At 70.2% G+C, this 20,289-nt stretch carries 20 protein-coding genes; 9 read left to right on the forward strand and 11 right to left on the reverse strand.

The window, feature by feature from the left end:
* Positions 1–35: 35 nt before the first annotated feature.
* Positions 36–209: a hypothetical protein gene (locus Pmi06nite_RS38610; RefSeq protein ID WP_203958201.1), complete on the forward strand. Its 174-nt coding sequence runs from the start codon at positions 36–38 to the stop codon at positions 207–209.
* Between the two features lie 14 nt (positions 210–223).
* Complete coding sequence (locus Pmi06nite_RS38615) at positions 224–874, forward strand: DsbA family oxidoreductase (RefSeq protein WP_203958202.1); 651 nt, start codon at positions 224–226, stop codon at positions 872–874.
* Positions 875–1,030: 156 nt separating this feature from the next.
* Here the strand turns inward: Pmi06nite_RS38615 and Pmi06nite_RS38620 are convergent, their stop codons facing one another.
* On the reverse strand, positions 1,031–1,642 hold the full coding sequence (locus tag Pmi06nite_RS38620) for a hypothetical protein (RefSeq protein ID WP_203958203.1): 612 nt from the start codon (positions 1,640–1,642) through the stop codon (positions 1,031–1,033).
* A 176-nt stretch (positions 1,643–1,818) separates the two neighbouring features.
* Positions 1,819–3,012 carry an FAD-dependent monooxygenase gene (locus tag Pmi06nite_RS38625; protein ID WP_203958204.1) on the reverse strand — a complete coding sequence of 398 codons (1,194 nt, stop codon included), beginning with the start codon at positions 3,010–3,012 and terminating at the stop codon, positions 1,819–1,821.
* Between the two features lie 84 nt (positions 3,013–3,096).
* Here Pmi06nite_RS38625 and Pmi06nite_RS38630 point away from each other — a divergent pair, with 84 nt between their 5' ends.
* Positions 3,097–3,678: a TetR/AcrR family transcriptional regulator gene (locus Pmi06nite_RS38630; protein WP_203958205.1), complete on the forward strand. Its 582-nt coding sequence runs from the start codon at positions 3,097–3,099 to the stop codon at positions 3,676–3,678.
* A 105-nt stretch (positions 3,679–3,783) separates the two neighbouring features.
* Complete coding sequence (locus tag Pmi06nite_RS38635; protein WP_203958206.1) at positions 3,784–5,115, forward strand: phytase; 1,332 nt, start codon at positions 3,784–3,786, stop codon at positions 5,113–5,115.
* Positions 5,116–5,139: 24 nt separating this feature from the next.
* Here the strand turns inward: Pmi06nite_RS38635 and Pmi06nite_RS38640 are convergent, their stop codons facing one another.
* Entirely contained in the window at positions 5,140–6,240 is a 1,101-nt protein-coding gene (locus Pmi06nite_RS38640; protein ID WP_203958207.1) for an ROK family protein, read from the reverse strand.
* Positions 6,241–6,358: 118 nt separating this feature from the next.
* Between Pmi06nite_RS38640 and Pmi06nite_RS38645 the strand changes: the two genes are divergently transcribed.
* The gene (locus Pmi06nite_RS38645; protein WP_203958208.1) at positions 6,359–7,615 is read left to right on the forward strand and encodes an MFS transporter; all 1,257 of its coding nucleotides are present in this window, start codon (positions 6,359–6,361) and stop codon (positions 7,613–7,615) included.
* A 263-nt stretch (positions 7,616–7,878) separates the two neighbouring features.
* On the opposite strand, the gene Pmi06nite_RS38650 is transcribed toward Pmi06nite_RS38645, so the two are convergent.
* Entirely contained in the window at positions 7,879–8,814 is a 936-nt protein-coding gene (locus tag Pmi06nite_RS38650) for a sulfite exporter TauE/SafE family protein (RefSeq protein WP_203958209.1), read from the reverse strand.
* Between the two features lie 273 nt (positions 8,815–9,087).
* Positions 9,088–10,347 carry an extracellular catalytic domain type 1 short-chain-length polyhydroxyalkanoate depolymerase gene (locus Pmi06nite_RS38655; protein ID WP_203958210.1) on the reverse strand — a complete coding sequence of 420 codons (1,260 nt, stop codon included), beginning with the start codon at positions 10,345–10,347 and terminating at the stop codon, positions 9,088–9,090.
* A 257-nt stretch (positions 10,348–10,604) separates the two neighbouring features.
* On the opposite strand from Pmi06nite_RS38655, the gene Pmi06nite_RS38660 reads away from it, so the two are divergent.
* Positions 10,605–11,492, forward strand: coding sequence for a DMT family transporter (locus tag Pmi06nite_RS38660; protein WP_203958211.1), 888 nt, complete (start codon positions 10,605–10,607; stop codon positions 11,490–11,492).
* Between the two features lie 36 nt (positions 11,493–11,528).
* On the opposite strand, the gene Pmi06nite_RS38665 is transcribed toward Pmi06nite_RS38660, so the two are convergent.
* From Pmi06nite_RS38665 to Pmi06nite_RS38675, 3 genes are all read right to left on the reverse strand, one after another.
* The gene (locus Pmi06nite_RS38665) at positions 11,529–13,571 is read right to left on the reverse strand and encodes a catalase (protein WP_203958212.1); all 2,043 of its coding nucleotides are present in this window, start codon (positions 13,569–13,571) and stop codon (positions 11,529–11,531) included.
* A gap of 115 nt (positions 13,572–13,686) precedes the next feature.
* Positions 13,687–14,037: a DUF1801 domain-containing protein gene (locus tag Pmi06nite_RS38670; protein WP_203958213.1), complete on the reverse strand. Its 351-nt coding sequence runs from the start codon at positions 14,035–14,037 to the stop codon at positions 13,687–13,689.
* 76 nt (positions 14,038–14,113) lie between these two features.
* On the reverse strand, positions 14,114–15,559 hold the full coding sequence (locus Pmi06nite_RS38675; protein WP_203958214.1) for an MFS transporter: 1,446 nt from the start codon (positions 15,557–15,559) through the stop codon (positions 14,114–14,116).
* Between the two features lie 73 nt (positions 15,560–15,632).
* Between Pmi06nite_RS38675 and Pmi06nite_RS38680 the strand changes: the two genes are divergently transcribed.
* On the forward strand, positions 15,633–16,118 hold the full coding sequence (locus Pmi06nite_RS38680; RefSeq protein WP_203958215.1) for a MarR family winged helix-turn-helix transcriptional regulator: 486 nt from the start codon (positions 15,633–15,635) through the stop codon (positions 16,116–16,118).
* 156 nt (positions 16,119–16,274) lie between these two features.
* Here Pmi06nite_RS38680 and Pmi06nite_RS38685 read toward each other — a convergent pair whose 3' ends face one another.
* On the reverse strand, positions 16,275–17,939 hold the full coding sequence (locus Pmi06nite_RS38685; RefSeq protein WP_203958216.1) for a sensor histidine kinase: 1,665 nt from the start codon (positions 17,937–17,939) through the stop codon (positions 16,275–16,277).
* Positions 17,940–18,077: 138 nt separating this feature from the next.
* Here Pmi06nite_RS38685 and Pmi06nite_RS38690 point away from each other — a divergent pair, with 138 nt between their 5' ends.
* Positions 18,078–18,641 (forward strand): carboxymuconolactone decarboxylase family protein, encoded by a 564-nt coding sequence (locus tag Pmi06nite_RS38690; RefSeq protein ID WP_203958217.1) that lies wholly within the window; start codon positions 18,078–18,080, stop codon positions 18,639–18,641.
* 42 nt (positions 18,642–18,683) lie between these two features.
* Here the strand turns inward: Pmi06nite_RS38690 and Pmi06nite_RS38695 are convergent, their stop codons facing one another.
* Positions 18,684–19,085 carry a VOC family protein gene (locus tag Pmi06nite_RS38695; protein ID WP_203958218.1) on the reverse strand — a complete coding sequence of 134 codons (402 nt, stop codon included), beginning with the start codon at positions 19,083–19,085 and terminating at the stop codon, positions 18,684–18,686.
* Positions 19,086–19,143: 58 nt separating this feature from the next.
* On the opposite strand from Pmi06nite_RS38695, the gene Pmi06nite_RS38700 reads away from it, so the two are divergent.
* A complete protein-coding gene (locus Pmi06nite_RS38700) occupies positions 19,144–19,602 on the forward strand; it encodes a MarR family winged helix-turn-helix transcriptional regulator (RefSeq protein ID WP_203958219.1) in 459 nt (152 codons plus the stop codon).
* A gap of 4 nt (positions 19,603–19,606) precedes the next feature.
* Here Pmi06nite_RS38700 and Pmi06nite_RS38705 read toward each other — a convergent pair whose 3' ends face one another.
* Positions 19,607–20,143 carry an NUDIX hydrolase family protein gene (locus tag Pmi06nite_RS38705; RefSeq protein WP_203958220.1) on the reverse strand — a complete coding sequence of 179 codons (537 nt, stop codon included), beginning with the start codon at positions 20,141–20,143 and terminating at the stop codon, positions 19,607–19,609.
* Between the last annotated feature and the right edge of the window lie 146 nt (positions 20,144–20,289).

Consider the following 20,289-nt stretch of genomic DNA (forward strand, 5'->3'; position numbering starts at 1 on the left):
TGGTGTTACACACAATAAGTAACCAGGAGGGCTCGATGAGCGCACCCGCCTCGCAGGAGGCTCCGCGACCGGAGGTCCCCGCCGCCGAGACGTCTCCCGAGACGTCCGATGGGGCGCGGCCACTCACGCGGCCGGTGTCGCACGCGCCGGGGCTGGTGGTGCTGGGCGCCGGGGACGCCGAGGCGTGCTCGGACGGAACCTGCTGGTGAGCGAGGAGAGATCAGTGCGGGTCGAAGTGTGGTCCGATGTCGTGTGCCCGTGGTGCTACATCGGCAAGCGGCGGCTGGAGCGGGCGCTCGAGGGGTTCGAGCATGCCGGCGACGTCGAGGTGGAGTGGCGCAGTTTCCAGCTGGATCCGTCGCACCCCAAGGGCGTCAGGCAGCCGGTCTACAAGGCCCTCGCCGAGAAGATGGGCGGTTCGACGGCGCAGATCCGCGCGATGACCGACCGGGTGAAGGCGCTGGCGGCGGAGGAGGGGCTCGAGTACGACTTCGAGCACTCCATCTCGGTCAACACGTTCGACGCCCACCGCCTGACCCATCTGGCGAAGGCGCACGGCCTGGGCGCGGAGACGCACGAGCGGCTCATGCGGGCCCAGCTCATCGAGGGTGAGACGCTCGACGATGTGGACACGCTCGTCCGGCTGGCCGCCGAGGTGGGCGTCCCCGCCGATGAGGCGCGGCGGGTGCTGGAGGGAGACGACTACACCCGGGACGTCGAGGAGGACATCCGCGAGGCCCGGATGCTCGGCGCGAACGGTGTGCCGTTCTTCGTGCTCGACCGCGCGTACGGCGTCTCGGGGGCCCAGCCCGTCGAGATGTTCCTGTCCGCGCTCCGCACGGCCTACGAACACGAGGACACCCCGGCCCGCTGACGACGTCCCGGGCCTCGCGAAGCCGGGGCGGCGGCCGTGTGAGGCCGCCGCACCGGCCACGAGACATGGTCGTGGGCGGCGTCCCGCGTCCCGGCGTCCCGCGTCCCGGCGTCCCGCGTCCCGGGGCTGACGGGCATGGCCGGGCGCCGAGGCGAATCACAGTTCCGCGTCGCCTGTCGGGAGCCTGCCGTCCCAGCCCGGTGCCAGGCGGAGCCGCTCCGTGAAGTCCGTCAGGTCGTTCGGGTAGTCGATCCCCAGACGACGCCAGAAGTCGGTGAACACCCAGGGGACCTCGCGGTCGAACGAGTCGTCGGCGACCGCCTTGCCCCCACCCGCGGTGGCGTATCCATCGTCGTCGAGCACGATGTGGACGAGGTACGGCGCCACATCGTCCACCGGGCGCCCGACCGCCTCGGAGACGATGGAGGGATCGCCGGCCCATTCACGGGCGAGCCTGGACACCTCGGCGGGGTCGTCGGTGAAGTAGTCGGGCATCGACGCGAACCGATCCAGCACCTGTCCGTCGCGGAACAGGGTGTGGCTCCAGTAGTCGCCGTCGTGGATCCGCACCGTGCTCGCCAGGACTCCCAAAGCACCGGAGATGAATTCGGCCGCTGGAACGTCAGAGAAGTACTGGGGCCATGCCACCACGACCCACCCGTTCACGGATCGGAAGACGAGCACGTCGTCCCCTTCCGCATCGTCGCCTTCGATCCGATTCGCGTGCGTGCCGTACTTTTCGAAGAACTGCCGGACGGTGTCCAGCACTCGGTCGGGATGATCGCTTCTGAACGCTGAGACTGCTAAGAACTCGCCCACACCGATGCCCGTCCTCTTCATGTCCTCGCGGATCTCGTCACAGGGATGGTGCTGGAGACACGTGGTGGCCGCAGGGTCATGTGGGCGTTCGATGTTTTTCTGTGACGTTCCGCGGTCTCGATCGCTCAGTAGTCCCTGATGGTGATCGCGGTCGCGGCCTTGCGGATCGGCTCGGTGACCCGCTTGATCATGCGATCCTTGCCCGGCAGGTGCGGCATGAGCCGCAACATCCCCATCTGGAACCGGATCTGGCCCGCCGACTTCAGCACCATCCCCTTGAGGTTGTTCGCGGCGAGCTTCTGGTTCTCCTCGACGAAGGGCCGCATGTCGTTCTCGTAGGCGGCGAACCCGGCCGCGTGGTCTCCGGCCGCGGCGGCGAGGGAGCCGGCCAGGATGTAGGCGCCGACCAGGCTGAGGCTCGTGCCCTGTCCCGACGCGGGGGAGGGGCCGTAGGCGGCGTCGCCGACGAGGACCACCCGGCCCGACGACCAGCGGTCCATGCGCACCTGGCTCATCGAGTCGAAGTAGAAGTCCGGCGAGTCCCACATGGAGTCGAGCAGGCGCGGGACGTCCCATCCCTGGTCGGCGAAGGTCTTGGCCAGGAGCTTCTTCTGCTCGGTGACGTCCCTGCGGTCATAGGGGTCGGCCGGCGAGGTGAACAGGAACATCGCCTTGGCGTCGGTGCTCTGCCGCGTGCTGTACATCCCGACGCTCCGGCCCGGGGCCGGGTGCATCATCTCGGTGCGGTCGAGGCCGAGGTGGTTCGGGACCGTGAAGATCGAGATGTGGTGACCGAGGTCGTGGATGAACCGGGACTCCTCGCCGAAGGCCAGCGCGCGCACGTTGGAGTGCAGGCCGTCGGCGCCCACGACGAGGTCGAACGTCCGCGCCGGGCCGTTCTCGAACGTGACGTGCACGCCGTCCGGCCGCTCCTCCAGGGCGGTGATGGAGTCGCCGAAGATGTACTCCACGTCGTCCTTGGTGGCCTCGTGGAGGATCTCGGCCAGGTCGCCACGCATGACCTCGACGTCGTCGCCCTCCCTGCCGCCGAACAACTGGGCGCTCATGGTCGCCATCTGCTTGCCGTTCACGTCGACGAAGCGCGCGACCTGCATGTCCGTGCTGCGCCGCCGCACTTCTTCGAGTAATCCCATGCGGCCGACGACGTCGAGGGCCGCGCCCCGGATGTCGATCTTGTAGCCGCCCTCCCTCAATGAGGGCGCGCGCTCCACCACCGTGGGGGTGAAGCCGTGCTCGCGGAGCCAGAAGGCGAGGGTGGGGCCGGCGACGCTCGCGCCGGAGATCAGAACGTTTGTCATGTCTCCGACTGTACAAACGTCTCAGAAATTTGTCTAGGACAATTGTTCAAGACATCTGTTCAAGAAGGCGCTAGGCTGATGACCATGGGAAATCGGGAAGATCTGCTCGCCGGAGCCCGCCGGTGCCTGATGGAGAAGGGGTACGCGGGCACCACCGCCCGTGACATCTCGGCGGCCTCGGGCACCAGCCTCGCGTCGATCGGCTATCACTTCGGGTCGACGAAGGCCCTGCTGAACGCGGCCCTCTTCGAGGCGATGGAGGAGTGGGGGAGCGAACTCGAGCACGCTCTCGCCGGAGGGGCGTCGTCTGGAACGACGCCCATGCAGCGGTTCGAGGAGACGTGGGCGCGGATCATCGAGTCCTTCGCCAGGCTCAGACCCCTGTGGGCCATCCAGTTCGAGCTCATCGCCCAGATGGAGCGCATGCCCGAGTTGCGGGAGGCCTTCGCGTCCGCCAACCGGCAGGCCCGGCTGGGGCTGGCGGCCCTCTTCGACGGCCTGGACCCGGTCGCGGACGAGAAGAAGGCGCTGGCCGTCGGCGCGTTCCACCAGGCGCTGCTCGGCGGCATGGCGGCACAGTGGCTCGTCGATCCCGAGGGCGCGCCCTCGGCCCAGGACCTCGTCGAGGCGGTGCGCACGATCACGGCCGGTCTCGCGCAGGCCTGATCGGCCCTTGCTCGACGACTTTGGGCGGAAATTTCGTCGTGGTTCATCGCATGTTCCGTTTGCCTGCGGAGGATCGGGCGACATCCCCTGAACACGAGGAGTGCGATGCGCCCCCTGACCGGACTGACCGCACTGGCCCCCGCCGCGCTGTCGATCTGTGTGCTCGCCGCCCCCCTTCCGGCGGCGGCGACGGATCTGCCAACGGTGCGCCCACGGGTCGAGACCCCCGCGCTGTACGACGACGAGGCGGGCGGCAACGCCAACGGGGACGACCCGGCGATCTGGGTCCACCCCACCTCGGCGGAGGCCAGCGTGGTCGCCACCACCGCCAAGGAGGGCGGCCTGTACGTCTACGACCTGGGCGGCAGGCAACTCCAGCACCTTCCCGCGCCGGCCGCGCCCGGTGAGGACGACGAGCCGGGACGGCTGAACAACGTGGACGTCGTCTACGGCCGCCCCTCCGCCGGTGGGCGGTCGGACCTCCTCGTCGCCTCCGATCGCGGCTCCGACAAGCTGCGCGTCTACCGCGTCGATCCGGCGAAGGCGGCGCGTGGCCAGGCACCGCTCACCGATGTCACCGACCCCGCCGCGCCGTTCGTCTTCAACAAGACGCAGGCGGAGGTGAACGACGCCGAGACGGTCTACGGTCTCGCGACCTGGAAGCGGGCCTCGGGGACGTACGTCGTGGTCAGCCGGCGACACACCACGCGGCTCGCACTGCTGAAGCTCACCGACGCGCCTCACGGGAAGGTCGGGTACACGCTGGTCCGCACCATCGACCTGCCGTCGAGCTTCGCCCTGCCGAATGGCAGCCGCTGGACCCCGTGCGACGAGCCGGGGGTCGGACCACAGGTCGAGGGCATGGTCGTCGACCCGCAGACGGGCACGCTCTACGCGGCCCAGGAGGACGTCGGCATCTGGCGCATTCCCGCGGACCTCACCGGCCGGCCGGCGCTGATCGACCGCGTCCGCGAGTACGGCGTGCCGGCCACCTACGACGCGGACACGGAGGAGTGCGCACCCGGAACCGACCCCGGCTTCGGCGGGCGCCATCTGTCCGCGGACGCGGAGGGCCTGACCGTCTACTACGGCAAGAACGGCAGGGGCTACCTGATCGCCTCCAGCCAGGGCGACGACACGTTCGCCGTCTACGGCAGGAGCGGCGGGAACGACTACATCGGCTCGTTCCGGGTCGGCGACCACGGCGGCGTCGACGGGGTGCAGGCGAGCGACGGCGCGATGGTGGTCAACGTGCCGCTCGGCCGGAGGTTCCCCAAGGGCCTGTTCGTGACCCACGACGGGGCCAACACCCCCGCGGCGCTCGATCCCGACGGGGAGGTTCGGGAGAACACCGACTTCAAGTACGTGAAGTGGGACGACATCGCCCGCGGCCTCGATCTGGACGTGGACACCAGGAGCGGCGACCCTCGCGGCTGACGCCGCTCCTGCCCGGACGGCCGCTCACGCGTGTGCGGCCGTCCGGGGTGAGGTGAGCGGGCCGTACTCCTCGTTGAGCACCTCCATCGCGGCACCGGCGGCGATCACGTCGGTGCCGAGCGAGGACGTCGTGACCTCGGCGGTGAGCCAGTCGACGCGGGGCACCTCGGCGCGGACGGCCGCCAGCGCCGCGCCCAGGTAGGCGTCGGCGTGGGGGAGCAGGTCCGCACCGGCGAGCACCACGTGGTCGACGTCGATCGCCTGCAGCAGGTTGACGACGCCGACGGCCAGGACGCGGGCGGCCGCGTCGACGTCTCCGCGTGCGCGGGCCTGGTCATGCACGATCTCCAGGCAGCCGCGCCGACCGCACACGCACCGCGGACCGTCGAGCTGGACGACCATGTGACCGAACTCGCCGGCGTTCGTGTGCGCGCCCCGATAGGCGCTGCCGCCGAGCCACAGGCCGGAACCGATGCCGGACTCGACCATGATCAATACGGCGTCGCGGAACGTCGTGCCGCGGCGCCACGCCTCGGCCGTGACGCCCGCCGTGACGTCCTTGTCCAGCAGGACCGGCATCCCGAGGCGCTCGGCGGCCAGGTCGCGGAGCGGCACATCGTGCCAGTGCCGCAGCCGGTGCGCGTCGCGGACGACGCCTTCCGCGTGGTCCAGCGGGCCGACCATGCCGATTCCGACGCCGACGAGGCGACCTGCCCTGCATCCGTCGGCCAGTGTCGCGACGCCTTCCGCGAGGGCGTCGAGCAGGTGCTGCGGGGTGAAGTCCTCGGGCAGGGGGGTGACGATCGTCCGCAGCACCTCACCGACCAGGTCGGTCAGGACGAGCCGGAGCGTGCGGCGGGCGACGTGCGCGCCGATGGCGTAGCGGCTGGTCGGGATCAGGCGGTAGACGGTGGTCGGCTTGCCGACACCTGTGCGCCGCACGCCGTCCGGCTCCACGAGACCGGCCGCGAGGAGGCGCGCGACCACCTTGGAGACCGCCTGCGGCGTGAGGCCCGTGCCGGCGGCGATCGTCGCGCGGTCGAACACGCCGGAACGGCGGGCGATGGCGACCACCAGCGCGTCGTTGTAGTCGCGCAGGTAGTCCAGGTCGGCTGCCTTCTCCACCCTGCCAGGGTATTACGCAACAGCGTTGCTATTCTAGAGGCGCACTGACCACGAGCGCCTCAGCCGCCCTCCGACGACGCGAGGCGGGGTAGTGCTCCACCGATCACGAAGGTTTCGCATGAGCCCCCTCACCCCGTCGCAGCGCTGGTCCGCGCTCCTCGCGCTCGCCCTTGGCGGCTTCGCCATCGGCCTGACGGAGTTCGTCGCGATGGGCCTGCTGCCGGACATCGCGCGGAGCCTGCTGCCCACGCTCTACGCGCGGTCCACGTCTCAGGCCGTCGCGCACGCCGGCTGGATGATCAGCGTGTACGCGCTGGGCGTCGTCATCGGCGCCCCGCTGTTCGCGGCCCTCACCGCGCGCCTGCCGCGCAAGAAGATCCTGCTCGGCCTTCTGGTGATCTTCATCGTGGGCACCGCGGCCTCGGCGGCCGCCCCGACGTTCGGGCTCGTGCTGGCCGCCCGGTTCGTGGCCGCGCTGCCGCACGGGGCCTATTTCGGCGCGGCGGGACTGGTCGCCGCCTCGATCATGGGCCCGGGCAGCCACGGCAAGGGCTTCGCGGTCTCGCTCGGCGGCCTGACCGTGGCCAACGTCGTCGGCGTGCCCGCGATCACCCACATCGGCCAGACGGCCGGATGGCGGGTCGCCTACCTCATCATCGCCGTCATCTTCGCGCTCACGCTGTTCGCCGTGCTGGCGACGGTGCCGTCGGTCGCCGCCCACCCGAACGGGTCGGCCCGCAGCGAGTTGCGCGCCTTCCGCGCGCCGCAGGTCTGGCTCGTCGCGGGCATCGCGTCGATCGGCTTCGGCGGCTTCTTCGCGATCGACAGTTACATCGCACCGGTGACCACCCATGTCGCGGGCCTGTCGGCGTCGACGGTCCCCTGGGTCCTCGTCGCGGTCGGCCTCGGGATGACCATCGGCAACGCCGCGGGCGGCTGGGCGTCGGACCGCGACCTGCGCCGGGCCATGCTCACCGGTTTCCTCGCCTTCATCGTCTCCATGGTCGTGTTCGCGCTCGTCGCGCACTGGCCGGCCGGGCTGTTCCTCGGCGCCTTCCTGGTCGGCGCCGCGAGCCTGTTCCTCGGCCCCGCCATGCAGTCCCGCCTGATCCAGGTGGCCCCCGGCGCGCAGATGATGGGCGCGGCCGTCAACCAGTCCGCGATGAACATCGCCAACAGCCTCGGCGCGCTGCTGGGCGGAGTGGTGATCGCGGGCGGCCTCGGCTATGTCGCTCCCAGCTGGGTCGGCGTCGGTCTCGGCCTCACCGGGTTCGCGCTCGCGGGCGTCAGCTTCGCGCTGGAGTCGTCCGCCAGGCGGGCGACGACGGCGACGGGGGAGACGACGCCGCTCCCGGAGCCCACGAAGGGCCGCTGATCCGCCGTACGCCGGCCGACATGGCCCGCGGCTGGCCGTCCACTCGTCGCGCAGGAGACCGGAGCTGGAATCTCGCACGGCTTCCATGAGAAACGAAAAGGCCGAGACTGCATGAGCGATCGGCACGGCCGCTGAACAGATCCCTTCGGCCGGCGGCGCGAACGCCGAATGGAGGCAGGCGAGCGTCGCACGGGAGATGCGCGGACACGGAACGGGGACGGGTTCCCGCGCGGCCTGACCATTGAGGGCGGCGGCCGGTCCGGTCAGGCGGTCGTGGCGTCTCCCGCAGCGCGGCGTCCGAGTTCCGCCTCGACCGCCTCGACCGACTCGGTGTCCTTGTCGCGGTGGTACTCGCGCCAGGAGTAGGCGATCGCGGCGGCCCAGACGGCCGCGATGCCGATGTAGGCGGCGGCCTGTACGCCGCCGGGGGCGTCGATCAGGTCGCTGCGCAGCAGGGTGCGGACGTTGGTCAGGATGATGACACCGCCCACGGCCGATCCGAGGATCCGCGGCGGGATGTGGCGGACCAGCCAGGCCGCGATCGGCGCGGCGATCACGCCGCCGAGCAGCAGCACGCCGACCCAGGCGAAGTCGATGTTCTCCGAGCCGATGCCGAAGAAGAATCCGACGCTGGCGGCGATGGCGATCAGGAACTCGCTGGCGTCGATCGATCCGATCACCTTGCGGGGCGCGAGCCGCCCGCTCGCCAGGATGGCCGGGGTGCCGACCGGCCCCCAGCCACCGCCGCCGGTGGCGTCGATGAATCCGGCGACCAGGCCGAGAGGGGCGAGGAAACGCCTGCGCAGCGGCTTGCCCAGGTTCCCGCGGGGCAGCCCGAACGTGGTGAAGCGGATGAGGACGTACAGGCCGAGGGCGAGCAGGATGATCGACATGATCGGCGCCGCCACCTCGGTGGACAGGCTGGACAGGAACGTCGCGCCCGCGAAGGCGCCGGCTGCTCCCGGCACGCCGATCCTGGCGACGACCTTCCAGTCGATGTTGCCGAAACGCCAGTGGGAGACACCTGAGGCGAGGGTGGTGCCGATCTCCGCCAGATGGACGGTGGCCGAGGCCGCGGCCGCGTTGGTCCCGATGGCGAGCAGGAGCGTGGTCGAGGTGACTCCGTACGCCATGCCGAGGGCGCCGTCGACGAGCTGGGCGGCGAAACCCACCAGTCCGAGCAGAATGAGCGAACGCACCACATCCCCTTCCCACTATCTCAATCGTCAGAGTAGGAATTATCGTTAATTGCACCCTTCGTATCCGTCAAGTCACGTTTCGGATTTCTTGGGAAAGGGCTGGTCGGGCCTGATGCGCCGTTGATGGGCCACCGTTCCCCGAGCCGGTGGCTTCACACGGGGAGTTCTCCTGAGCCCCCGGGATCCCGCGTCGCCTTCTCGCCGGGACCGTGAGGTGGCTCCGTGAGCGTGTGTCCCGGCCGGGTGGATCCCCGGCCGGGACGTCCTACGGCTTCAGCACTCGCTGTCGGCGAGGACCCAGTAGTTCGGGCCTGTCTGCTTGAGCGCGTGGACGGTGAAGGTGTTCCACAGGCCCATGGCGTCGTTGGAGCCGTTGGCGAAGGTGTTGCCGCCGGACTGGTGTGCCCGGCCGGCGGTGGTGTGGGCGTAGTTGCTGGCCCGGACGCAGACCGCGGGCCCGGTCGGCGTGGGCGTGGGCGTCGGCGTGGGGGTGGGGGTGGGGGTCGGGGTGGGAGTGGCCGTCGGCGGCGGGGTGGGCTGGGTTCCGCCGTCCAGGCCGAAGAACCGCGCGTCGTGGTAGGCCGAGCAGATGGTGTCGAGGAAGTACGCCGCCGTGGCTCCGCACTGGTCGGGGGCGCCGCCCGGGTCGACCGGCAGGCCGTGGCCCATCCCGGCGATCTCGTACAGCCGGACGGCGTCGTCGCCGTACACCTTCAGTGAGGTGCCGCCGGTCAGCGACTGGGTGGAGGTGGGAGTCTGCGAGACGCCGCGCACGTTCGTCCACTGATCGCGCAACTGCGTGCCGTTGGCGGGGGTGACCGTGTAGTCCGACTGGCCCTGCCAGATGGCGACGCGCGGATAGGGGCCCGAGTAGCCGGAGTAGGCGCCCCGCACCAGGTCGCCCCACTGCTGCGGGGTCCTGCTCGTGGCGCTGTACTGGCAACTGGACGCCTGGATCAGGCTGGAGGCGCAGCGGTAGGCCAGCCCGGACCCGATCGATCCGCCGGCGAAGACGTCCGGGTAGGCGGCCAGCATGACCGCCGTCATCGCCCCGCCGGCCGACAGGCCGCTGACGAAGATCCGCGAGGGGTCGCTTCCGTAGTTGGCGACCGCGTAGGCGACCATGGAGCGGATGGAGGCGGCCTCGCCCTGGCCCCGGGTGGTGTCGCCGGTCTCGAACCAGTTGAAGCAACTCGACGAGTTGTTGGCGCTGCTGGTCTGCGGCACCACGAGGGCGAAGCCCCACTGGTCGGCGTACTTGCGCCAGCCCGAGTTGGCGAAGTAGCCGGAGGCGTTCTGGGTGCACCCGTGCAGCAGCACCACGAGCGGGCGGCCGGTAGCGAGGCCGTCGGGGCGGTAGCCGTACATCGCGAGGTTGCCGGGGTTGCCGCCGAAGGAGCTGACCTGAACCAGCGACGCCGCCCTCGCGGGGGTCGCGTTCAGGGCCGTGCAGAGCAGGCCGGACAGTCCGAGGAGGACGGCCAGCAGAGTGAGGACCGCTCGTGACGGTCGCGCTGGGAGGGGTGTCGCCATGGGGGGCTCCTTGTGACCTGGATCACTGGTCCTTTCAGCGCACGGTAGAGCTCGGGAAATTGTTCCGACATGTTCGCGAAACACACTTTTCGCCGCGATGTCATGGTTCTGACTGGCGTGCCCGCCCTCCGTGAACGGCAAGACATGACGCTTTCGTGAACCTCCCGTGGGGGTGGCCACGGGTGCGGCCGGGTACCGGCTCTGACACTGCGAGCCGGTCGCACCGTCGCGTGCGACCGGCGACGACGAAGGTTTCCATGATCAGTACAGTGCTCATCGGTCTCGCGGCGGCTTGTCTGCTCGGACTGGGCTTCGTGGCTCAGCAGCACGCCGCCTACGACGAGCCGCTCGGCGAGATGTTGCGCCTGCACCTGCTCCTCGACCTCATCCGCAAGCCCCTCTGGTTGTGCGGGGTCGGAGCGATGGTGGGCGGCCAGATCCTCGGCGCACTGGTCCTGCAACGGGCCGACATCGCGCGGGTGGAGCCGCTCCTGGCGACCAACCTCATCTTCGCGCTCGGCGCCGCGGCCGTCGTCTACAAGGAGCGCCTGGGCTGGGTGGAATGGCTGGGCGCGGTGCTGGTCAGCGGAGGGGTGGCCGTCTTCCTGGCCTTCGGGCAGCCGCACGGCGGCGACGCGCCGGCGCCCGGGTCCCCCGTCTGGCTCACCGTGCTGATCGTCCTGATGGCGGCGGCGGCGCTGGTCATGGCCGCGCTCCGGGTCGACCTGCAGACCAAGGCGATGTTGCTGGCCGCCGCGGCGGGCATGTTGTACGGCCTCCAGGACGCCCTGACCCGCGGTTCGCTGCTCACGCTCGCGCAGGGGCCGCACGCCCTGGCGGTCACGTGGCAGCCGTACATGGTCGCGGTGGTCGCCGTGGTGGGCATCCTGCTCAACCAGAGCGCGTTCGACGCCGCGCCACTGCGGATCTCCCTGCCGGCCACGACCGCAGCCGAACCGATCACCGGGATCGTGCTCGGGGTCGTGATCTTCAGCGAGCACCTGCGCGTCGATCCCGGCGCGCTGGCGGGGGAGATTCTCGGCCTGATCGCACTCGTCGCGGGCATCGTCGTCCTCGGCCGGTCGCCGTTCCTGGCCAAGTCGGAGCGGAGCCCGGTCGAGAGCCCCGACCCCGAATGCCGATGACCGCTGTCAGCCGTTCCCTCGCGAGCGTGTCCGGGGTCAGGCGGCGACCGAGTCCACGTCCCTGTCGAAGGTGCGGTGCTCGGCGATCGCTGCCGCGAACGCCGCCGTGAACTCGTCTCGGGTGGTCTCCGAGCCGATGACGCCCTGGCGGCCGGGCAACGCGGCGGCCTCCAGCAAGGCCTCGCCGCCCGGGAGGGCGCCGATGGCCTTGCCGTGCTTGAAGGCCTCGCGGACGAAGTGCACCGCGTGGCCGTTCTCGCTGAGATCCCCGTCGCCGACGAGCAGGACGGCGTCGTACAGCACGGAGGACACCGCGCTGAGCTGTCTGTCCACGGTGACCGAGCCGACCTGTCCCTCGTGGGGCGCGACGATCTCGCAGACCGCACCCTTCTCCTCCAACGCCGCCCGGACCTGGCCCGCCCGGGCCAGGTCGGCGCCGTCGGCCACCAGGAACGCGATCTTGCGGGTGGCGATCGAGTCGCGCGGAGCGTTGGCCTGACTGAGCGCCGGGGACGTCCTCCCGTGGTTGGGCGTGGTCACGGCGGGGGCGGGCATGCCGAGCCCCTCGGCGACCTGCCTGGCCAGGTCGCCGTCGACGTTGGCCAGCCGCTGGACGACCTGCTCCTTGATGTACCGGCGCTCCACGTGCCCGAGTTCGAACAGGAACGCCTCGACGATGTGCCGTCTCTCCCAGCCGGACATGCTGTTCCAGAAGAGGGTCGCCTGGCTGTAGTGATCATCGAAGCTGGGGCTGCGCTTGCGGATCTTGGCGCCGTCCACGCGTTCCTGGTAGTGCCGGTAAACGCCCTCCATGTCCCCGCTCAGGACACCGGACATCGGGCAGCCGCCGCTGATGGAGTTGGGCGCGTAGCTGGTCCTGCCCCGGTGGATGATCCGCTGGTTGTAGCCGTCGCGCTGGTCGTTGTGCACGGGGGCGACCGGCCGGTTGACCGGGATCTGCGCGAAGTTGGGCCCGCCCAGGCGGATGAGCTGGGTGTCCAGGTAGGAGAAGTTCCTGGCCTGCAGCAGGGGGTCGTTGGTGAAGTCGATCCCCGGCACGACGTTGGCGGTGTGGAACGCCACCTGCTCGGTCTCGGCGAAGAAGTTGTCCGGGTTCCGGTCGAGGACCATCCGGCCGACCACCCGGACCGGCACGATCTCCTCAGGGATGATCTTCGTGGCGTCGAGCAGGTCGAAGTCGAAACCGTGCTCGTCCTCCTCGGGGACGAGTTGCAGGCCGAGCTCCCATTCGGGGAACGCGCCGCGCTCGATGGCCTCCCACAGGTCCCGCCTGTTGAAGTCGGGATCGTTGCCCTGGATGCGCAGCACCTCGTCCCAGACGAGGGAATGGGTGCCGAGCACGGGACGCCAGTGGAACTTGACGAATGTTCCCCGCCCGTCGGCGTTGACCAGGCGGAACGTGTGCACGCCGAAGCCCTGCATCATGCGGAAGCTACGGGGGATCGCCCGATCGGACATCAGCCACATGACCATGTGCGTGATCTCCGGCTGGAGTTGCACGAAGTCCCAGAACGTGTCGTGCGCCGACTGGGCCTGGGGGATCTCGTTGTGCGGCTCGGGCTTGACCGCGTGCACGAAGTCGGGGAACTTGATGCCGTCCTGGATGAAGAAGACCGGCATGTTGTTGCCGACCAGATCGTAGTTGCCCTGGCGGGTGTAGAACTTCGTGGCGAACCCGCGCACGTCACGGACGGTGTCGGCGGAGCCGCGCGACCCGGCCACCGTGGAGAAGCGGACGAAGACCGGCGTGCGCAGCGACGTGTCGCACAGGAAGTCGGCGGCGGTGAACTCGGCGAGCGACTCGTAGAGCTGGAAGTACCCGTACGCGCCGGCCCCCCGCGCGTGGACGACGCGTTCCGGGATGCGCTCGTGGTCGAACCGGGTGATCTTCTCGCGGAAGTGGAAGTCCTCCAGGAGCGTCGGGCCGCGTTCGCCCGCCGCCAGCGAGTTGTCGGTGTCGTCGACCCGCACGCCCTGGTCGGTGGTCAGACGGCTGCCCTCGGAATCGACCCGGTACCTGTCCAGTTGCCGCTGCTTCTCGTCATTGCCGTCGGCCACGGGATCCCCCTCAGAGTCGAGCTCTCCTAGGCACCCGTACCCCGCCCGACCTCGGAAAACGGCGGGGAGCGATCCATGGCGGGGTAATTTGGGTCCTCGATCCCGGGGGCGGGTCCTACTCCTCGTCCAGCCGGACGGCCTGCCCGATGTAGTTCCGCAGGGCGTCGGCGTTCACCGCGTCCGCTTTCTTGATCTTGACGTGCCTCGTGGTCTTGCCGGAGCCCTCCAGCAGGCCGAACTCGTCGTCGAACTCCGCGCCCCTGGCGAAGGCGAAGGTGATGTGCGTCTTGCTCGGGCTGATGATCGCCAGGAGTTTCCTCCCCTGCCACGCGGGGGAGCCCCGGCTGATCACCTCTTCCGCGCCGGGAGCGTTCTCCTTCATGAGCTCGCGGAGCGTGCCGACGATGCTCTGGTGTTCGGGCAGGACCCTGGTCCTGACGAACTCGTCGACGGCTTCGTTGGGCATGGGTGGGACCTCCGTTGCTTGCCGATGAGAGTCACTTGATCACGATGTGGTGAGGAGGCGCAACGCGTTCGCCGGGTTACGGAACAGAACTGCGCGCGGGCGAGGAGGCCCCGGGGCCGGCCCCGGCCAGGGCGTGCCGGGGGAGGAGGAGGCTCAGCGGGCAGGACAGCGCCGCCAGCCCCGCGGCGAGCAGCAGGCTGTGGGCGCTCGCGTCGGCGTAGTGCGCGGGCTGGTACCCGTGTTCCGGAGTCAGCAGGCCGAAGAACAGGGCGCCGAGTGCCGCGACGCCGACGGCGGAGCCGAGCTGAAGGGTGGTGTTGACCAGCCCGGACGCCGACCCGGCGTGGTCGGTGGGGACGCCGGACAGGGTGATCGTCACGAGGGTGGCCGACACCAGGGCCAGCCCCAGGCCGGCGAGGACCAGGCTGGGAGCGAGGTGCCAGGCCTCCAGGGCGTCGCCCGCCCCGCCGACGACGAGGATCATCCCGAGGATGCCCGCGGCCTCCACCACCGCGCCGGCGGTGACCACCGTACGGCCGAGCCGGGGGACCAGACGTGCCGCGGCGCCGGAACCGGCGATGACACCGAGGGCGAACGGCAGGAAGGCCAGCCCCGTTCGCAGGGCGCCGAAGCCCAGTCCCGCCTGCAGGTGGAGTGTCAGGACGAAGAAGTAGCCGGTGGATGCGAAGAAGACCAGCGCGACCAGCAGTCCGGCGATCACCGGGCGCGAACGGAACAGTCGCGGGTCGACCAGAGGGGAGGCGCCGGCGCGGCCTCGGCGTCCCTCGTGCACCCAGAACAGGGCCAGTAGGGGAACCGACGCCGCCATGGCGAGGAAGGTCCAGATCGGCCAGCCGAGCTCACGCCCCTGAATGAGGGGGTAGACGAGGGCGAGGAGTCCCAGGGTGACGAGCACCGTGCCGAGCGGGTCGAGCCGTGGCCGCCGGTGCGCCCTTGACTCCGTCATGAGGACGGCGGACCCAGCGAGTGCGAGCACGCCGACGGGCACGTTGATCAGGAAGATGGACCGCCATCCCCAGCCGAAGAGGTCGGCCTCGGTGAGCAGGCCTCCCAGCAGCGGACCACTGACCCCGCCGAGCGCGAGCACCATGCCGTACAGGCCGAAGGCCCTGGGGCGTTCCGCCTGGCGGAAACCGACCTGGATGGCCGTGAGGAGCTGCGGAATCATGATCGCCGCAGCCGTGCCCTGCACCGCACGGGCGGCCACCAGCATGCCCGGCCCCGCCGCCAGGCCGGACAGGGCGGACGCGGCGGTGAAGCCCGCGATGCCGGTCAGGAACATGGTCTTGCGGCCGTAGACGTCGCCGAGCCTGCCGCCGGTGATCAGGGCGAGGGCGAAGGCCAGGGTGTATCCGGCGGCGACCCACTGCAGGGCGGCGTCGCTCGCGCCGAGATCCCGCTGGATCGAGGGGAGCGCGACGGTGACGATCGTGGTGTCCAGCAGGTCCATGTACGCGGCGATGAGCATGACCGCCAACGCCGGCCAGCGCCTGGAGTCCATACCATATCCTCACTGCTCGAAGAGATTTAGCTTAGTGAACTAAACTTCTTAGCAAGGTAAGGGGATTTGCGTGATGGTGTCAACGCCGGGGCGTGACGCGGTGCTGCGCGACGTCCACGAGGGGCTGCGGTCGTTCACGGCCTACGCGGTGCTCCTCAGTCATGCGGTGGCCGAACGGCTCGGCCTGAGCGCCACCGACTCGCGCTGCGTCGACCTCCTGGACAGGCACGGCCCGATCACCGCCGGCCGGCTGGCCGAGCTGACCGGCCTGACCACCGGTGCGGTGACGGGGATCGTCGACCGCCTGGAGCGTGCTCACTTCGTGCGGAGGGAAAAGGACCCCGCCGACCGGCGCCGCGTCATCCTCCGGCTCGTGCCGGAGCGCGAGAGCGAGGCCTTCGCCGACCTCGCGCCCATGACCGGGCGGGTGGACGAGATCCTCGCCCGCTACGACGACAGGGAACTGGCCGCGATCGCCGACTTCCTCAGGCGGTCGGGGACGGGGACCGCCGAGGAGATCGCGCGGTTGCGCGAGGGGAATGGAAAATCTACAACGTAAAGGCGAGCGCATCGGCCGCAGCCCGTCTCCGCGCGGCCTCCGACGGCGCCGGTTCAGCCGCTCGCGCGCTCGCAGCGGACCACGGTCAGCCAGGACCCGGCGGGCTGCACGGCCTGAGCCCCCGTCAGCGGTGGCGGGGCAGCTTGACGACGGCGGTCACGCGGGATCTCCTTCCAGGGCGGATACGGCGTCGTCGTCGGGCACGGCCGGGGCGGGTGCGGGGAGCGTGAAGCGGATGCGCGTGCCGTCCGTGTAGTCCGTGTCGATCCAGATCCGACCGCCGTGGAACTCGACGATCTTCTTGCAGAGGGCGAGGCCGATCCCGGTGCCGCCGTAGGCCTCTCTGGTGTGCAGGCGCTGGAAGATGATGAAGACCTTCTCGGTGAACGCCGCGCCGATGCCGATTCCGTTGTCGGTGACGCTCAGCCGCCACAGACCCGAGTCCGGCTCTTCGGCGCAGTCGACGCGGACGACCGGCGCACGGTCGGGACTGCGGAACTTGATGGAGTTGCCGATGAGGTTCTGCCACAACATGGTCAGCAGGCTCGGATCGCCGACGATCTCGGGCAGGCGTTCCGGGCGTTCGACCCGGCCGTCCGACTCCTCGATCCCGCCGGCCAGGTTGGCCAGCGCCGTGTTCAGGGAGTCGTCGAGGGCGACCCGCACGCGCGCGTCGTTGAGGCGGCCGACGCGGGAGAAGGTGAGCAGGTCGTTGATCAGGACCTGCATGCGCTTGGCGCCGTCCACGGCGAAGGAGATGTAGGTCATCCCGCGCTCGTCCAGCTTGTCCGCGTAGCGTCGTTCCAGCATCTGGCAGAACGACGCGACCTTGCGCAGGGGTTCCTGCAGGTCGTGGGAGGCCACGTAGGCGAACTGCTCCAGTTCGGCGTTGGAGCGGCGCAGTTCGACGGTCTGGGCGTCCAGGTGGGCCGTCTGCTCGGTGAGCGCCGCCCGCTGTTCCTGCGATTCGTGCAGCGCCTCGACGATTCGCCGGCGCATGAGTTCGACGTCGTGGGCCACGTCGCGAAGGTCGGCCGGGCCCTGGGCGGGGATGTGGTGGCCGAAGTCGCCCCAGGCCACCTTCCGCGACGCGGCGCGCAGAGCACGCAGGGGCCGGCCCACGGAAAGGTGGAACAGGACGGCGAAGGCCAGGCCCGTCAGGACGAACAGGCCGAGCATCGCGATGAACGCCCAGTCGCGCAGGTTCCGCATCCGCACGAGGTCGGCCCGGGCGTGCGCCCGGGTCTGGTCGAAGTGATCGGTCTGGGCCTGGAACAGGGTGCGGATGCGGTCGAAGGCGCGTTTGCCCGCGTCCAGTTGCGCGTCGTCGGGATGACCGCCCGCCTGTACGGCGGCGATGTTCGGCGCCGCGTACGTACGGCGCCATTCCGCGCCCGCCTCACGTATGGCGGTGAGATCCGCGACCAGGTCCGGCCGACCGCCGACCAGTGCGGTTATCTGCGCCGCCTCGTCCCGCTCTGTGGCCACTCCCTCGGTATAGGGCTCGAGGAAGGCCGGCTGGCCGGTCAGGAGGAACCCGCGCACACCGGTCTCCTGGTCGATCAGCGCGTTCTGCAGCCGGGCGGCCGAGGTGCGGGCGGGAGCGATGCGGTCCACCAACTCGTCGGACACGCTTGCGGTCTGATTGAGCAGCCAGGCGCCGATTCCCGCGCAGATCAGCACGAGAACGGTCATGACGCTCAGCAGGACATAGACCTGCGCCTGAGTGGTGAGCCGGTGCCGCCCGCGGCCGGGGTCGTCGGGAGGCACCCGCACCGCGTCCGGCCGGTCCAGCGGTCCGATGTCGGCGCTCCCGTGCATGGGGGCAAAGATATCCGCACCCCGGACTCGTACAACCCGCTCCGTCCGCCGGAGTGCGGGGCGAGGGTTGACCGGGTCGCGATGATCGCGGAGGCTGCCCCCTGGACCATTACGTCCCCAGACCTTTGAGGAGCTTTCATGGCGCACATCCCCCTGGGCAACGATCTGCCGGGAATCACCAGCCTGTTCCGCTACCGGCCGGAGACCGCGCGTCCGCTGAGCGAGCTGGCCGAGGTGCTGCTACGTGGTGAGAGCCCGCTGTCCCGCGGGGAGCGGGAGCTGATCGCGGCATACGTGTCCGCACAGAACGACTGCCGGTACTGCTACTCCTCGCACGCGGCCTTCGCCGCCGCGCAACTGCCGGAAGGGACGGAGCCGGTCGAGCAGGTATGCGCCGACCCGTCGTCCGCGTCGATCTCGGCCAAGATGAAGGCGCTGCTGGAGATCGCCGCCGTGGTGCGGGAGAGCGGGAAGTCCGTCTCGGACAAGCACGTGGCCGCGGCCCGCGCGGAAGGGGCCACAGACGTCGAGATCCACGACGTGGTGCTGATCGCGGCCGCCTTCTGCATGTTCAACCGCTACGTGGACGGCCTGGCCGCGTTCACCCCCGATGACCCGGCCGCCTACGAGCTCATGGCCGAACGGGTCGTCCGGTTCGGCTACCTGAGCTCGCTGGGCGGTCCGGCGGCAGGGCCGGCCTGACGATTCGAACGTGGCGGCGCGGCGGCCCGTTCGAAGTCGTGCTCAGTAGGACTGCAACTCGATCAGGACGCCCTCGGGGTCGCGGACGTGGGCGGTGCGGAGGTTCGGCCCCCACTGCGGGCGGTCGGCGGCGTCGGCGGCCGGCTTCGCGTCGTGGCGGAGGCAGAGGGCCAGCGCGGCATCCACGTCGTCGACCCGGCAGACGAACATCACGCCGTCCCGCGTGGGAGAGCCGGCGGCGGCGAGGTCTCCCACAGCCGCCGCCATCGCGTCGGCGTCGAACAGGGACAGCAGGCCCTGCCCGTCGACGTCCCAGCCGGCGTACGGCCCCGCAGGGCCGCCCCTCGTCAACGTGGCGCCGACCAGTCGCGGCAGGACGGCGTCGTAGAACTCGAAGCACTCGGCGAAGCGGGTCACGAGCAGGCGGGGGTGCAGGGCGTCCATGAGGCTCCTCCAAATAGTAGGTGTGAACCCACTATAGGGCTCGCCCTACAATAGGGTCATGGTGACGTCTGATGGCGCGCCGCCCAGCCTGCTCGGCCTGAGCACCTACCTGCTGTCCCTGACAGGCAAGGCCGCACGCGGCAGGCTGGCGGATCGACTGGCCGAGCGCGGGCTCCGCCTTTGGCACATGGCGGTGCTGGCCGCGCTGGCCGACTTCGGCCCGCACGTCCAGCGGGCGCTGGCGAATCGCCTGTCCTTGGACCCGAGTGACGTGGCGAAGGTGGTGGACGAGTTGGCCGTGGCCGGTCATGTCGATCGCGTCCGCGATGCCGCCGACCGACGCCGCGTCGCGGTCAGCCTCACTCCCGCGGGCCGTGCCCTACTGGCCGAGCTGGACGCGGAGGCTCGAAGGGTTCAAGACGAGCTCCTGGCGCCGCTGAGCCAGGCCGAGCGGACGGAACTGCAGGAGATGCTGCGCAAGGTCTACGCCCGGATCCACTCCCAGACCGCGGGGTGAGGAGTCAGGACAGGCAGCTGACGTGTGCCAGGGCCTGCTTCAGCAGGACGCCCTGGCCGCCGGTCATCTCCTGCTGCACGACCGGCGACGCGGCCTCCTCCGGCGTGAACCAGACCAGGTCGAGAGCGTCCTGCCGGGGACGGCAGTCGCCCGCGACGGGGACGACGTACACGAGTGACACGGCGTGCTGCCGGGGGTCGTGGTACGGCGTGACGCCCTGGGTCGGGAAGTATTCGGCGATGGTGAACGGCTGGGGCGAGGCGGGGATGCGGGGGAGCGCCGTGGGGCCGAGGTCCTTCTCCAGGTGGCGCATGAGGGCGTCGCGCACACGCTCGTGGTGGAGGACGCGCCCGGACACGAGCGCACGGCTGACCGTTCCGTCCGATCCGATGCGGAGCAGCAGGCCGACATGCGTCACCACGCCCGTGTCGTCGACCCGCACGGGCACCGCGTCGACGTAGAGGATCGGCATCCGCGCGCGGGTCGACTCGAGCTCGTCGGGACTGAGCCAGCCGGGCGTGGTTTCGGTCATTTCGGTCATTGATCGATGGTACCCGGCCTCCCGCGCTTGACTCCGGCATTGCCGGAACGCGCAGCGCGCGTGGCATTCCCGGCGCGTCCTGTGGCGAAGCCTTTGAGGGCGGCGGCGGGGGATGGTGGCTGGCGGTAACGACAACGCGGCCACAC

Origin of the sequence: Planotetraspora mira (genome assembly GCF_016863275.1) — a bacterium.
In the GTDB taxonomy this organism is placed as follows: domain Bacteria; phylum Actinomycetota; class Actinomycetes; order Streptosporangiales; family Streptosporangiaceae; genus Planotetraspora; species Planotetraspora mira.

Coding starts and splice junctions, on each gene's coding strand:
- Pmi06nite_RS38610 (WP_203958201.1), top strand. CDS start 36: ATGAGCGCACCCGCCTCGCAGGAGGCTCCGCGACCGGAGGTCCCCGCC.
- Pmi06nite_RS38625 (WP_203958204.1), bottom strand. CDS start 3,012: ATGACAAACGTTCTGATCTCCGGCGCGAGCGTCGCCGGCCCCACCCTC.
- Pmi06nite_RS38630 (WP_203958205.1), top strand. CDS start 3,097: ATGGGAAATCGGGAAGATCTGCTCGCCGGAGCCCGCCGGTGCCTGATG.
- Pmi06nite_RS38635 (WP_203958206.1), top strand. CDS start 3,784: ATGCGCCCCCTGACCGGACTGACCGCACTGGCCCCCGCCGCGCTGTCG.
- Pmi06nite_RS38645 (WP_203958208.1), top strand. CDS start 6,359: ATGAGCCCCCTCACCCCGTCGCAGCGCTGGTCCGCGCTCCTCGCGCTC.
- Pmi06nite_RS38655 (WP_203958210.1), bottom strand. CDS start 10,347: ATGGCGACACCCCTCCCAGCGCGACCGTCACGAGCGGTCCTCACTCTG.
- Pmi06nite_RS38660 (WP_203958211.1), top strand. CDS start 10,605: ATGATCAGTACAGTGCTCATCGGTCTCGCGGCGGCTTGTCTGCTCGGA.
- Pmi06nite_RS38670 (WP_203958213.1), bottom strand. CDS start 14,037: ATGCCCAACGAAGCCGTCGACGAGTTCGTCAGGACCAGGGTCCTGCCC.
- Pmi06nite_RS38675 (WP_203958214.1), bottom strand. CDS start 15,559: ATGGACTCCAGGCGCTGGCCGGCGTTGGCGGTCATGCTCATCGCCGCG.
- Pmi06nite_RS38680 (WP_203958215.1), top strand. CDS start 15,633: ATGGTGTCAACGCCGGGGCGTGACGCGGTGCTGCGCGACGTCCACGAG.
- Pmi06nite_RS38685 (WP_203958216.1), bottom strand. CDS start 17,939: ATGCACGGGAGCGCCGACATCGGACCGCTGGACCGGCCGGACGCGGTG.
- Pmi06nite_RS38690 (WP_203958217.1), top strand. CDS start 18,078: ATGGCGCACATCCCCCTGGGCAACGATCTGCCGGGAATCACCAGCCTG.
- Pmi06nite_RS38695 (WP_203958218.1), bottom strand. CDS start 19,085: ATGGACGCCCTGCACCCCCGCCTGCTCGTGACCCGCTTCGCCGAGTGC.
- Pmi06nite_RS38700 (WP_203958219.1), top strand. CDS start 19,144: ATGGTGACGTCTGATGGCGCGCCGCCCAGCCTGCTCGGCCTGAGCACC.
- Pmi06nite_RS38705 (WP_203958220.1), bottom strand. CDS start 20,143: ATGACCGAAATGACCGAAACCACGCCCGGCTGGCTCAGTCCCGACGAG.